The organism is Rhodococcus jostii RHA1, assembly GCF_000014565.1.
Classification (GTDB): Bacteria; Actinomycetota; Actinomycetes; order Mycobacteriales; family Mycobacteriaceae; genus Rhodococcus_F; species Rhodococcus_F jostii_A.
This window is the reverse complement of the sequence record NC_008268.1, coordinates 2,457,439-2,469,404: the sequence shown is the minus strand read 5'-3', so window position 1 is coordinate 2,469,404 and position 11,966 is coordinate 2,457,439. Positions and strand designations below refer to the sequence as shown.

Here is an 11,966-nt window from a genome sequence, read left to right as displayed (position 1 = left end):
GATGAAGGCGTGGCGTGTACACGAATTGGGCCAGCCGCGGGACGTTCTGACGTTCGAGGACGTCCCCGACCTCGAACCGAAGCCCGGCGAGTTGCTGGTCAAGGTGCTCTCGGCGGCCGCCAACTTCCCGGATGTGCTGTTGTGCCGCGGCGAGTACCAGATCAAGCCGCCGCTTCCGTTCACTCCCGGTGTGGAGCTGTGCGGCGAGGTGGTGGGCCTGGGTGAGGGTGTCACCGAGTTCGCCGTCGGCGACCGGGTGATCGGCATGCCGAGCCTGCCGAACGGCGGGTTCGCCGAGCTGGCCGTCATGTCCTCGGCCACCGCGTTCCCCGCTCCGGAGGCCCTCGACGACGCCGAGGCGTCGGCGCTGTCGATCGGCTACCAGACGGGATGGTTTGCGCTGCACCGCAGGACGCAGATCCAGCCCGGCGAAACGCTGCTCGTGCATGCTGCGGCAGGTGGTGTGGGCAGCGCGGCCGTGCAGCTGGGTAAGGCGGCAGGCGCCAAGGTGATCGGCGTCGTCGGCGGACCCGAGAAGGCGGCGTATACGCGGGAACTCGGAGCCGACCTCGTGCTCGACCGGCACAGCGAGGACTTCGTCCAGGCCGTGAAGGACTTCACGGACGGCCGCGGTGCCGACGTCGTGTTCGATCCGGTGGGCGGCGACTCCTACACGAAGTCGACCAAGTGCATCGCGTTCGAGGGTCGCATCATTGTGATCGGGTTCGCGAGTGGCACCATCCCGTCGCCCGGGCTGAACCATGCGCTGATCAAGAACTACTCGATCATCGGGCTGCACTGGGGGCTGTACAACGCCTACAACCCCGCTGCGATCCGGGAGTGCCACGACGAGCTGACGAGGATGGCCGCGGCAGGCGAGATCAAGCCGATGATCAGCGAGCGGCTCGGACTCACCGACGTCGCGGACGGCATCGCGAGACTCGGCGAGGGGACAACGGTCGGACGGCTGGCTTTCCTGCCCGGACGCTAGCGGTTGCGCTTCGCGTACAGCTCCTCGAGGTTGTGCCGCAAGGTCACCTCGGTGTTCTTCACGGCCGTTTCGACGAACGGTTCGACGATGAGGCCGAGGGCCTTGCCGGCGAGACCGCCGGGGAGTTTGTACGCGAAGTCCACGCTGATCTCGGTCTTGTCCTCACCGTGAGCGGTGAACTCCCAGGTAGAGGAGTTGGCGGCGCCGTCGAGCGACGCCAGGGTGATGACCCGGTCCTGTTCCCACTCGGTGACCTCTAACCGGGACCGCAGCGTGCTGGGGCCGATGTGGATCGCGGCGTCGAATGTCGACTCCATCCCCTGGTCGAATTCCCCGATCGGACGGAACTCCGAGACTCCGAACATCCAGTCGGGGACCGTCCGGTAATCGTCGATGTACGCGAACGCCACATGGATGGGCACGGCTGCGATCGCGGAGTGGCGGACGTGGATCATCAGGTGGTCCCTGGCTCTCTGTCGGAGAAGGCTGTCGATCTGGGCGACCTCGTTCGACTCTAGTCAACTCCCGCGACCGCAGCAGGGGAGCGGCGGGTGCCTGTTCTACCGTAGGACCCATGACGGTAGAGGGCACCCAGCGCGGCAGTTCCTGGCGTGAGTACACCGACCAGGGCTTGTCCAAGGTTCTGGCCGCGGCGCTGGCGGCGTTCGTCGAGAAGGGGTACGACGGCGCGTCGATCCGTGAGATCGCGTCCCGCGCCGGTCTGTCGGTCCCCGGTCTCTATCATCACTACCCCTCCAAGCAGGCGCTGCTGGTGGGGTTGACGAACGCGGTGATGCGCGAACTCCTCGATCGCAGCCACGCGGCGGTGGCCGAGGCGGGCCCGACACCGGGCGAGCGGTTCGACGCGGTCGTCGAGTCGTTGCTGCGGTTCCACATGTACCGGCGCGAGCAGGCGTTCGTCGCGTCCCGGGAGACGCGGAGCATGGAACCGGAGAGCCGGAAGGCGTACATCGCGCTGCGCGACGAGCAGCAGGAGATGCTGGACGACATCGTCCGCGAGGGGGTGGCGGCCGGGCTGTTCCGGACGCCGTTCCCGGAGGACGCGAGCCGCGCCGTCGTCACGATGTGTGTCGCGGTGTCCACCTGGTACCGGGAGGACGGGCCGCTGTCGCCCGACGAACTGGTCGAGCGGTACCTGGCGATCGCGAGGAGCACGGTCGGCGCGTCCGGCTGAGTCTTGACCGGCCTTCGAAGGTGTGGAATTGTCGGGGACGACTTCGACCGAGCGAGTGATCGGTCGGTACCGGAGTCGTCGTACTGACTGGAGGTAGTTGTGGCGATCGATCTGTCCTACGCACCCGAGGTGACCGCGCTCGTCGAGAAGACCGAGGCGTTCATCCGCGAAGTCGTGCTGCCCATCGAGGACGAGCACGGCGGCGACATCACAGCTGCCGGTGGCGACACCCTGCGCGTGGAGCTGCAGAAGGCAGCCAAGGACGCCGGAGTCTTCGCCCCGCACGCACCCGTCGAGTACGGCGGGCACGGCCTGAACATGACCGATCGCGCGCCCGTCTTCGAGGCTGCGGGCTATTCGCTGTTCGGTCCGACGGCCCTGAACATCGGGGCACCTGACGAAGGCAACGTCCACATGCTCGCGCACATCGCCAGCCCGGAGCAGAAGGAGCGGTTCCTCGCCCCGTTGGCGCACGGCGACATGCGGTCGGCGTTCGCCATGACCGAGCCGTCGCCCGGAGCCGGCTCCGACCCCTCGGCGCTGACCACGCGCGCCGAGAAGGTGCCGGGCGGGTGGAAGATCAACGGCCACAAGTACTTCATCACCGGCGCCGACGGCGCGGGATTCTTCATCATCTTCGCCCGCACCTCCGGCGTGCCCGGCGACCGCGGCGGCGCCACGATGTTCCTCACACCGGCCGACGCCGAGGGGCTGAGGGTGGGACGCCACATCGACACCCTCGACCGGGCGATGATCGGTGGGCACTGCGAGGTGTTCTTCGAGGATCTGTTCGTCCCCGACAGCGGGGTTCTCGGCGAGGTGGACCAGGGATTCGCCTACGCCCAGGTCCGGCTCGGGCCCGCCCGGATGACACACGTCATGCGCTGGCTCGGTGCGGCGCGCCGCGGCCACGACGTCGCCGTGGCACACGTCGCGCAACGTGACGGTTTCGGAGGCAAGCTGGGCGATCTGGGCATGGTCCAGAAGATGGTCGCGGACAACGAGATCGACATCGCCGCCAGCCGGGCGCTGTTGACGCGGGCATGCTGGGAACTCGATCAGGGCGGCCACGCGAGCAACTCCACGTCCATCGCCAAGACCTACGCATCGGAGGCCATCTTCCGGATCGTCGACCGCTCCATCCAGATGTGCGGCGGTCTCGGCGTGTCCGGCGACCTGCCCCTCGCCCGGCTGTCCCGCGAGGTGCGACCGTTCCGCGTCTACGACGGACCGTCCGAGGTGCACCGCTGGGCCATCGCCAAGCGTGTCGTGGGTGCCGCGAAGAAGGCCGCGCGGGAGGCGGGCGCATGAGCGAACATCGGGGGCTCGATCTCGTTGCGCTGCGCAAGTTCCTGTCCGAGTCGGGCGTTCCTCTCGACGGTGACTTGCGGGCCGACCTGATCGCCGGCGGCAAGTCCAACCTCACGTACGCCATCTTCGACGACTCCTCGCGGTGGGTGCTGCGAAGGCCGCCCACCGCGGGGCTCACACCGTCGGCGCACGACGTTGCCCGCGAGTTCCGCATCACGTCGGCGCTGCAGGGCACCGACGTCCCGGTGGCCGCCACCGTCGCACTGTGCGAGGACGACAGTGTGATGGGCGCGCCGTTCACGGTGGTGGAACATGTGACGGGTCAGGTGATCCGGACCAAGTCGGATCTCGAGGCGCTGTCCGGCGACGACATCGACTCGTGCACCGACGAACTGGTCCGTGTGCTCGGTGCGTTGCACAACGTCGACTACGACGCCGTCGGCCTGGGCGAGCTCGGCCGCCCGGACGGGTACGTGGCCCGGCAGGTCAAATTGTGGGCGAGTCAGTGGGGGCGGGTGAAGACGACGGACTCCGCGGACGTCGACCGCCTGCATGCCGCGCTGGTCGAATCGATTCCGCAGCAGTCGGAGTCGTCGATCGTGCACGGCGACTACCGCATCGACAACACCATCCTCGCGTCCGGCGACGTGAGCACCGTCGCGGCGGTCGTGGACTGGGAACTGTCGACCCTCGGCGACCCCCTCACCGATGTCGCCCTGATGTGCGTCTACCGGCATCCGGCTCTCGACCTGGTGCTCGGCGAACCGGCGGCCTGGACGAGCCCGCGACTGCCGTCGGCCGACGACCTCGCGCAGCGTTACACCGTGGCGTCGGGGCGCGAACTGGTCCACTGGAACTTCTACCTGGCGCTCGCGAACTTCAAACTCGCCGTCATCGCCGAGGGCATCAACCACCGCTACCGTGTCGGCGCCACCGTCGGTGAGGGGTTCGACAAGGCGGGCGACGCGGTGCCCGAATTCATCGCGGCCGGCCTGCGCGCCCTGAAAGGACAGACCGTATGAGTCGCACCGCACTGATCACCGGTGCCTCACGTGGTATCGGACTCGGCATCGCCACCCGTCTCGCCGAACAGGGGTACGGACTGACGATCACCGCCCGCGATCGTGATCGGCTCGAGTCCGTGGCCGCCGACCTGCGGACCGCAGGCGCGAAGGACGTCGTCGTGGTCGCCGGTGACCTCGCTGACGAGGAATCCGCGGGACGCGTCGTCGAGGCGCACGCCGACGCCTACGGTTCGCTGAACGCGCTGGTACTCAATGCCGGGGTCGGAACCGCGGGCCCCATCGGCGAGTTCCCACTGAGCCGATTCGACAAGAGCCTCGGAGTCAACCTGCGGGCGCCGTTCAGCCTGTTGCAGCAGTCGCTGCCGCTGCTCCGGACCGGTGCGGCGGAGAACCCGGGGCGCGGGTCCAAGGTCGTGGCCCTGGCATCGATCACCGGCGTGTACGCCGAGGCGGGGCTCGCCGTCTACGGGGCGACCAAGGCCGCGCTGATCTCCCTCACCGAGACGCTGAACGTGGAGGAGTCGGGCAACGGCGTCTCCGCGACCGCGCTCGCCCCGGCGTACGTCGACACCGACATGTCCGCGTGGATCCACGACACGATCCCGCCCGAGGCGATGATCGAGGTCGACGACATCGTCGAACTCGTCGACGCCCTGCTGCGGCTGTCGTCGCGCGCGGTGGTCCCGAAGATCGTCGTGGGACGCGCCGGAACGGACGGCTACCGCGCGTAGTCCTCGTCCTCCTGGGCCTCGCCGCGCTTGCGGAAGAACTTGAACCCGGGGACGCCCTGGATCGCCTGGCGCACGCCCTGGACCTCCTCGAGGAGTTGGTGGATCTCCGGCGACACGGTGTCGAGGGTGGCCAGGATCGGCAGCAGCCCCTCCATGCGGAGGGTCAGCTCGGGCAGGTGGTTCACCAACCCGATCGCGGCGTGAATCTCCTCCTCGGTGAGGTCGTCGACGAACCGCTGTGCCAGTGGGGCGGCCTTCGTCGCCAGCGGCTCGTACAGGCCGATGAGGGTCTGCGCCGACGCGGACGCGTGGTCGGCGGTGGAGACGACGGTCGCCGCCGATTCCGCCACCGCGTTCGCCCTCGACACGGCGATCTCGGCGCCGTCGCTGATCGCCTCGATGCGTGCAATCAGCACTTCGACCTGGTCCAGAAGGGTGCCGATCCGGCCGGGAAGGGAGACGACGAGTTCAGCGGTGTCCGCCGACCACCGGACGATCCCGGTGACGGTACGCACCAGGTCGCGGGTGCCGAGTTGTACGAGAGCCATCGGCCCATCCTGCCTGATGCTTTTCGCACCTCACGTTTCGGTCGTGGCAGACGTCTACCTTTCAGAGGCCCGTACACCTGGAAGGATTGGCACCGTGAATGCCGACCGAGCAGCACACACAGTCATCGATTCACCGATCGGCCCCCTGACGCTGGTGAGCGTCGACGGGGTGCTGAGCGGCATCTACATGGTCGAACACCGGCATCAGCCCAATCCCGCTACGTTCGGGGAACGCGACACCGCAGGTTTCGACGAGGCCATCACCCAGCTCACCGAATACTTCGACGGCAGGCGAACCGAGTTCACCGTCCCGCTCGCCGCGCGTGGCACCCTGTTCCAGCAACGAGTGTGGGACGCCCTGCGCACCATCCCGTACGGCGAGACGTGGACGTACGGTCAGCTGGCCGACTCCCTCGGCACCCCGACCGCGGTTCGTGCGGTGGCGGCGGCGAACGGCAGAAATCCGATCAGCATCATCGTTCCGTGCCACCGCGTCATCGGGAGCAACGGCAGCCTGACGGGGTACGCGGGCGGGCTCGACCGCAAACGGTTCCTGCTCGAACGCGAAGCGGAACGGGCGTCCGGCTGAGCCGATGACCCTGAAACCGTTCGAAGACGTCGTGGCCGAGCACGGCCCGACGGTGCTGCGGGTCTGCCGGGCCGTGGTCGGTCCGGTGGACGCCGAGGACGCCTGGTCGGAGACGTTCATCGCCGCGATGCGGGCGTACCCCGACCTGCGTCCCGGGAGCAACGTCGAAGCATGGCTGGTGACGATCGCGCACCGGAAAGCGCTCGACCACATACGTGCGCGTGACCGGCGGCCCGTCCCCACCGACGAGCTTCCCGAGCAGACCACCGACCGCGGACTTCCCGGCGGTCACGACGCCGAGTTGTGGAACTCGGTCGGCGCCCTGCCGATGAAGCAGCGGGCTGCGGTGGCGTATCACTACCTGGCCGGGCTGCCGTACACCGAGATCGCGGTGATCCTCGGCAACTCCCCGGACGCGTCGCGGCGGGCGGCCGCCGACGGCATTGCGGCGCTACGCAAGACCCTCTCGATCTCTGTGAGTGGAGACATCACATGAACATCCCCGACATCGTCTACGCCCTGTCCACGTCGGACTCCGCGGTCGAGCAGAAACTGCGTGAGCGGCTCGCCGCCCTCGCCGCCGAGGCAGGTCTCCTCGACGTCGCGTACCGGACACTCGACACCCCCGTCGGTTCGCTCCTGCTCGCCGCCACCGATCGCGGGCTGGTGCGGGTCGCCTTCCCCAGCCAGGATCACGACGCCGTACTGCAGACCCTCGCCGAGCAGATCAGCCCCCGGATCCTGCGCGCACCCGCCCGACTCGACAGGGTGGCCCACGAGATCGACGAATACTTCCTCGGCGAGCGCACGAGTTTCGACATCCCGCTGGACTTCAGGCTGTCCAAGGGATTTCGGCTCGAGGTTCTCCACCATCTTCCCGAGATCGACTACGGGCACACCGCGAGTTACGCCGCGGTCGCGGCGGCCGCAGGCAGTCCGAAAGCTGTGCGCGCGGTCGGAACCGCCTGCGCGCTCAACCCGCTCCCCGTCGTGGTTCCCTGCCACCGGGTGGTCCGCAGTGACGGCAGCATGGGGCAGTACGCGGGTGGGCCGGAGGCCAAGTCGATCCTGCTGACATTGGAGGCAGCGGCATGACCATTTTGACGCAACGCGTGAACGACCTGGATTGGCAGGGTCTCCACGCCGAGACCGATGCCGCCGGATGCGCGCAATCGGAGCAGATCCTGACCGCCGCGGAATGCGGGCAGATCGCGGACATGTACGAGGAGGTCGAGCGTTTCCGGTCCACCGTCGACATGGCCCGGCACCGTTTCGGCTCGGGACAGTACCGGTACTTCGACTACCCGCTACCGGAGGTCGTGGCCGAACTCCGCGCCGCCTTCTACCCGAAACTGCTTCCCGTGGCACGGGACTGGGCCGCCAAGCTGAGGCATCCCTCGCCGTGGCCGGACACCCTCGGCGAATGGCTGGACATGTGCCACGACGCCGGCCAGAAACGAGCGACACCCATCCTGCTCAGCTACCGCGCGAACGACTGGAACGCGCTGCACCGCGACCTCTACGGTGACCTCGTGTTCCCGTTGCAGGTGGTGATCGGCCTCGACCGTCCGGGAGTGGACCACGAGGGCGGCGAGTTCATGCTCGTCGAGCAGCGGCCCCGCGCCCAGTCCCGGGGCACGGTGACGACGCTGCAGCAGGGGCACGCGCTGATCTTCACCACCAGGGACAGACCCGTGCGCTCGACCCGCGGTTGGTCGACGGGACCGGTACGGCACGGTGTCAGCACCGTTCGGCGCGGCACCCGCCGAACCCTCGGCCTGGTCCTGCACGACGCCGAGTGACCGTGATGTCCGCCTTGATACCCCGCCCCCGAACCGAGGTGGCGCCCGGCGCCGTCCACGTACCCGACTGGCTCACGCCGGCCGCGCAACGCCACCTGGTGGCCGAATGCCGGCGCTGGGCCACCGCACCGGTCCCGATGCGGGCCGCGCAACTGCCGACGGGGCATCGCATGTCGGTGCAGACCGTGTGCCTAGGCTGGCACTGGAAACCGTATTCCTACTCGCGCACCGCCGAGGACGCGGGCGGTGGCCGCGTCGCGCCGGTGCCCGGCTGGCTGGTCGAACTCGGCCGGCGGGCGGTGAGCGAGGCCTACGGGCAGCCCGCCGACGGGTACACACCCGACGCCGCGCTGATCAACTTCTACGACGACACCGCGAAGATGGGCATGCACCAGGACAAGGAGGAGCGGTCCGATGCGGCCGTCGTGTCGTTGAGCATCGGCGACACGTGCACATTCCGCTTCGGCAACACCACCACCCGCACCAAGCCGTACACCGACGTCGAGTTGCTGTCGGGCGACCTCTTCGTGTTCGGTGGCGAGTCCCGGTTCGCGTATCACGGAGTGCCGAAAGTGTTTCCCGGCACGAGTGATCCGGCCTGTGGGCTGACAACGGGCCGACTGAACATCACACTGCGGGTGACGGGACTCGAGGACGCATGAGAGTGCAACTGCCCTACCGGGGTCCGTTCACCCATGCGCCGCTGTGGCGCGCGCTCCGCGCCCACACCGTGTCCGGACTCGAGCGACACGACCCCGACGGAACACACACCCGGGTGGTGAACGGTCCGCACGGGCCCGCTCTGGTGTCCGTCGTCGTCCGTCCCGCCGACGGGTACGTCGAGGCGCACCTGACACCGGCGGATCCCGGAGACGTCGAGGCTGTGACAGCCGCGGTCCGGCGCTGGCTCGACCTCGACACGGATCCGCTGCCGATCGACGCCGCGTTGAGCCATCATCCGCAACTGGCTCCGCTGGTGGCGCTGCGTCCGGGTCTGCGGCGCCTGGGGAGCGTGGACGGGTTCGAGACGGCCGTTCTGACTGTTCTCGGACAACAGGTTTCGCTGGCAGCGGCCCGGACGTTCGGCAGCCGGCTCGTGCACGCATACGGCCGGCCGGTCCACGACGGATTCTTCGCGTTCCCCGAACCGGAGACGCTAGCGGTGCTCTCACCCGAACAGTTGCGCTCGACCCTCGGCCTCACCGGCGCCCGGGCCAGGACGGTGCTCGCGCTGGCCGAGGCGGCGTCCGACGGTCTGAGTCTCGGCGCGGACACCGACCCGGCCGAATTCCGGGCCGGTCTGCTCGCACTGCCCGGCATCGGTCCGTGGACGGCGGACTATCTGACGGTGCGGGTGCTGGCCGACCCGGATGCGTTCACACCCGACGACCTCGTCCTCAAGCGCGCGCTGGGGGTCAGGACCGGCAGGCAGGCAGCGGAACTGGCCGAGCCGTGGCGGCCGTGGCGGGCCTACGCGCTGTTCCACCTGTGGACGGACGAAGCGTATTAATCCTTTGCTTTCGCCAGCGCCGACGGCCACCAGATCTTCTTGCCGATGTCGTGGGAGAGCGCCGGGACGAGGATGCTGCGCACGATGATCGTGTCGAGCAGCACACCGAACGCGACCGCGAAACCGACCTCGGCGAGGAACACCAGGGGCAGCACACCCAGCACCGCGAACGTCGCGGCGAGCACGACACCGGCCGACGTGATGACGCCACCGGTCACTGCCAATCCACGCAGCACACCGGATTTGGTGCCGTGTTCCTCGGTTTCCTCGCGGACCCGGGTCATCAGGAAGATGTTGTAGTCGATGCCGAGCGCCACGAGGAACACGAACGCGAACAGGGGGAACGCCGGATCTGCATTCGCGAAATGGAAGACGTGGGTGAAGAAGAGTCCGCACACCCCGAGGGTGGCTGCGAACGACAGGACCACGGTGGCGATGAGGATGATGGGCGTGAGCAGGGCCCGGAGCAGGAGGGCCAGCACGACGAAGATGACGACGAGAACGATCGGGATGATCAGGTTCCGGTCGTGCACCGACGCCGTCTGCACGTCGAGAGTGGTTGCCGTGCTGCCACCGACGAGCGCATCGGCACCGGGCACGGCGTGCGCTGCGTCGCGCAGTCGCTTCACCGTCTCGAGGGCTTCCGGGGAATCGTACGAGTCCGCGAGCGTCACGTTGACGACCATGCGGCCGTCGATCGGTGCGGCCGTGAGGAAGTCGGGTGCGCACCCCTGCCCGGCCGCCGACGCCACCGCGGCCGGATTGGACTTGACGAGTGCAGACAGCTTCTCGACATCGACCTGCGGGCACACCGCGCCGGGATCCGTCGACACCCCGTCCACACCGCTCACGGCCGCGATGACCGCGTCCGTCTGATCGGCATTGGTGACGATGACGGCAGGCGCGCCGGCACCAGGATCGAACTTGGAGTCGTACAACTCCTGACCGACGACGGCGTCGGGCCGGTTGGTGAAGTTCTCCGACGACGACAACCCGTCCGTCTTCAGACTGCCGATGCCGACCAGGAACAGCACGGCCAGCAGCACCGTCGTACCGATCCAGAGGGGGCGGTCCTTGCTCCCGACCTGGGCGGCGATCCTGCCCCACAGACCGTGCGTGGTGAGGTCTGCGGCCTCGTCCACCTTCGGTTTCCGCGGCCAGAACACCCACCGCCCCGCCGCGGACAGCGCCACGGGCAGGAACGTCATCATCACGAGGTACGTGCACGCGATGCCGATCGCGGCGACCGGCCCGAGACTCTTGTTGGAGTTCAGTTCGGAGAACGTCAGGCACAGCAGACCGAGGATGACGGTGACCGCCGACGCCGTGATGGCGGGGGCGGATTCCTTCCACGCCTTGATCATGGCGTCGAACCGGCTTGGATAGAAGTGCAGTTCTTCCCGATATCGGGAGATCAGGAGGAGCGCATAGTCGGTGCCCGCACCGATCACGAGGACGAACAGGATGCCCTGGCTCTGTCCGGTGAGTGTGAGCACCTCCGCCTTGGCGAGGAAGTAGATGACCATCGACGCCAGGCCGAGCGCGAGTAGCGCCGAGAAGAGCGGGAAGAACCACAGCACCGGGGAGCGGTAGACCACCAGCAGGATCAGGACGACCACGAGCAGCGCGGCGCCCAGCAGTGCACCGTCGAGTCCGGCGAACGCGTCGATGAACGCCACCAGGAGGCCACCGGGACCGGCAGGAAGCACCTCGAGCCCGGCGGCCGCGTTCTTCGCGGCGGTGAGGACGTTCTCCTCGGTGGCGGCGAGCACATCGCCGGCGACCGCCGTGCCGTCCTCCTTCGCGACGAGGGGAACGAAGATCGATGCCGTGGTGCCGTCCTGGGAGAACTGTGTCTGGGCCATGCCTTCGGCGTCGACCCCGTCGACTGCCGCGATGGCGTCACGCGCCTGGGCGATGGCGGCCTTGTCCTGCTCGGTGAGCGGGGAGTCGCTGTGGAACAGCACGAAACCGGGGATGGTTTCGACGGTGAGGAACTTGGACGATTCGTTGGTGACGATCGTCGATTCGGCGGAACTCGACAGGTAGGCGGCGTTGTCGTTCTTCTGGACCTCGGTGAGCTTTCCCTGGAAGGACCCCCCGAATCCGCCCGCGAAGAACGCGATGATCGCGATGGCCACGATGGTGAACGCAGGCCAGCGGAATCTGCGCGGCGTCTCGCCGCTGGTGCTCGAGTCCGTCGAATCCAACTTCGTCATGGGTTCTCCTTCGCCGCCCCCGCCAGCAGTGCGTCCCAGTACACC

At 68.1% G+C, this 11,966-nt stretch carries 14 protein-coding genes; 11 read left to right on the top strand and 3 right to left on the bottom strand.

Translation table 11 applies throughout. From position 1 onward, the window contains the following. The first annotated feature begins 1 nt into the window (after position 1). Entirely contained in the window at positions 2–991 is a 990-nt protein-coding gene (locus RHA1_RS11420) for an NADPH:quinone oxidoreductase family protein (RefSeq protein WP_011595104.1), read from the top strand. On the opposite strand, the gene RHA1_RS11415 is transcribed toward RHA1_RS11420, so the two are convergent. Continuing rightward, positions 988–1,446, bottom strand: coding sequence for an SRPBCC family protein (locus RHA1_RS11415; protein ID WP_007296546.1), 459 nt, complete (start codon positions 1,444–1,446; stop codon positions 988–990). The genes RHA1_RS11420 and RHA1_RS11415 overlap by 4 nt on opposite strands. Positions 1,447–1,565: 119 nt before the next feature. On the opposite strand from RHA1_RS11415, the gene RHA1_RS11410 reads away from it, so the two are divergent. The 4 genes from RHA1_RS11410 to RHA1_RS11395 all read left to right on the top strand — a co-directional run bounded on the left by RHA1_RS11410 (position 1,566) and on the right by RHA1_RS11395 (position 5,253). Beyond that, positions 1,566–2,186, top strand: coding sequence for a TetR/AcrR family transcriptional regulator (locus tag RHA1_RS11410; protein ID WP_009475005.1), 621 nt, complete (start codon positions 1,566–1,568; stop codon positions 2,184–2,186). A 99-nt stretch (positions 2,187–2,285) separates the two neighbouring features. Beyond that, positions 2,286–3,497, top strand: a complete 1,212-nt coding sequence (locus tag RHA1_RS11405; protein ID WP_011595103.1) for an acyl-CoA dehydrogenase family protein — start codon at positions 2,286–2,288, stop codon at positions 3,495–3,497. Continuing rightward, the gene (locus RHA1_RS11400; RefSeq protein WP_011595102.1) at positions 3,494–4,519 is read left to right on the top strand and encodes a phosphotransferase family protein; all 1,026 of its coding nucleotides are present in this window, start codon (positions 3,494–3,496) and stop codon (positions 4,517–4,519) included. Before RHA1_RS11405 ends, RHA1_RS11400 begins: the two co-directional genes overlap by 4 nt. Next, positions 4,516–5,253, top strand: a complete 738-nt coding sequence (locus RHA1_RS11395) for an SDR family NAD(P)-dependent oxidoreductase (protein ID WP_011595101.1) — start codon at positions 4,516–4,518, stop codon at positions 5,251–5,253. Before RHA1_RS11400 ends, RHA1_RS11395 begins: the two co-directional genes overlap by 4 nt. Here RHA1_RS11395 and RHA1_RS11390 read toward each other — a convergent pair. After that, a complete protein-coding gene (locus RHA1_RS11390) occupies positions 5,241–5,801 on the bottom strand; it encodes a hypothetical protein (RefSeq protein ID WP_009475001.1) in 561 nt (186 codons plus the stop codon). The two genes, RHA1_RS11395 and RHA1_RS11390, sit on opposite strands and share 13 nt — an antisense overlap. A gap of 94 nt (positions 5,802–5,895) precedes the next feature. Here RHA1_RS11390 and RHA1_RS11385 point away from each other — a divergent pair, with 94 nt between their 5' ends. From RHA1_RS11385 to RHA1_RS11360, 6 genes are read left to right on the top strand one after another with little or no spacing between them, the layout of a single operon-like run. Next, positions 5,896–6,390, top strand: coding sequence for a methylated-DNA--[protein]-cysteine S-methyltransferase (locus RHA1_RS11385; RefSeq protein ID WP_011595100.1), 495 nt, complete (start codon positions 5,896–5,898; stop codon positions 6,388–6,390). Positions 6,391–6,394: 4 nt separating this feature from the next. After that, entirely contained in the window at positions 6,395–6,886 is a 492-nt protein-coding gene (locus RHA1_RS11380) for an RNA polymerase sigma factor (RefSeq protein ID WP_009474999.1), read from the top strand. Beyond that, a complete protein-coding gene (locus RHA1_RS11375) occupies positions 6,883–7,485 on the top strand; it encodes a methylated-DNA--[protein]-cysteine S-methyltransferase (protein ID WP_009474998.1) in 603 nt (200 codons plus the stop codon). Before RHA1_RS11380 ends, RHA1_RS11375 begins: the two co-directional genes overlap by 4 nt. Next, on the top strand, positions 7,482–8,192 hold the full coding sequence (locus RHA1_RS11370) for a 2OG-Fe(II) oxygenase (protein ID WP_009474997.1): 711 nt from the start codon (positions 7,482–7,484) through the stop codon (positions 8,190–8,192). Before RHA1_RS11375 ends, RHA1_RS11370 begins: the two co-directional genes overlap by 4 nt. Positions 8,193–8,197: 5 nt before the next feature. Further along, on the top strand, positions 8,198–8,854 hold the full coding sequence (locus RHA1_RS11365; protein WP_011595099.1) for an alpha-ketoglutarate-dependent dioxygenase AlkB family protein: 657 nt from the start codon (positions 8,198–8,200) through the stop codon (positions 8,852–8,854). Continuing rightward, the gene (locus RHA1_RS11360) at positions 8,851–9,702 is read left to right on the top strand and encodes a DNA-3-methyladenine glycosylase family protein (RefSeq protein ID WP_011595098.1); all 852 of its coding nucleotides are present in this window, start codon (positions 8,851–8,853) and stop codon (positions 9,700–9,702) included. The genes RHA1_RS11365 and RHA1_RS11360 overlap by 4 nt, the downstream gene beginning before the upstream one ends. Here the strand turns inward: RHA1_RS11360 and RHA1_RS11355 are convergent. Next, on the bottom strand, positions 9,699–11,921 hold the full coding sequence (locus RHA1_RS11355) for an MMPL family transporter (RefSeq protein WP_009474994.1): 2,223 nt from the start codon (positions 11,919–11,921) through the stop codon (positions 9,699–9,701). The two genes, RHA1_RS11360 and RHA1_RS11355, sit on opposite strands and share 4 nt — an antisense overlap. Positions 11,922–11,966 lie beyond the last annotated feature (45 nt).

What these genes read in the sequence shown, in the direction of transcription:
- RHA1_RS11420 (WP_011595104.1), top strand. Translation starts at nt 2, where the DNA reads ATGAAGGCGTGGCGTGTACACGAATTGGGCCAGCCGCGGGACGTTCTG.
- RHA1_RS11415 (WP_007296546.1), bottom strand. Translation starts at nt 1,446, where the DNA reads ATGATCCACGTCCGCCACTCCGCGATCGCAGCCGTGCCCATCCATGTG.
- RHA1_RS11410 (WP_009475005.1), top strand. Translation starts at nt 1,566, where the DNA reads ATGACGGTAGAGGGCACCCAGCGCGGCAGTTCCTGGCGTGAGTACACC.
- RHA1_RS11400 (WP_011595102.1), top strand. Translation starts at nt 3,494, where the DNA reads ATGAGCGAACATCGGGGGCTCGATCTCGTTGCGCTGCGCAAGTTCCTG.
- RHA1_RS11395 (WP_011595101.1), top strand. Translation starts at nt 4,516, where the DNA reads ATGAGTCGCACCGCACTGATCACCGGTGCCTCACGTGGTATCGGACTC.
- RHA1_RS11390 (WP_009475001.1), bottom strand. Translation starts at nt 5,801, where the DNA reads ATGGCTCTCGTACAACTCGGCACCCGCGACCTGGTGCGTACCGTCACC.
- RHA1_RS11380 (WP_009474999.1), top strand. Translation starts at nt 6,395, where the DNA reads ATGACCCTGAAACCGTTCGAAGACGTCGTGGCCGAGCACGGCCCGACG.
- RHA1_RS11375 (WP_009474998.1), top strand. Translation starts at nt 6,883, where the DNA reads ATGAACATCCCCGACATCGTCTACGCCCTGTCCACGTCGGACTCCGCG.
- RHA1_RS11370 (WP_009474997.1), top strand. Translation starts at nt 7,482, where the DNA reads ATGACCATTTTGACGCAACGCGTGAACGACCTGGATTGGCAGGGTCTC.
- RHA1_RS11365 (WP_011595099.1), top strand. Translation starts at nt 8,198, where the DNA reads ATGTCCGCCTTGATACCCCGCCCCCGAACCGAGGTGGCGCCCGGCGCC.
- RHA1_RS11360 (WP_011595098.1), top strand. Translation starts at nt 8,851, where the DNA reads ATGAGAGTGCAACTGCCCTACCGGGGTCCGTTCACCCATGCGCCGCTG.
- RHA1_RS11355 (WP_009474994.1), bottom strand. Translation starts at nt 11,921, where the DNA reads ATGACGAAGTTGGATTCGACGGACTCGAGCACCAGCGGCGAGACGCCG.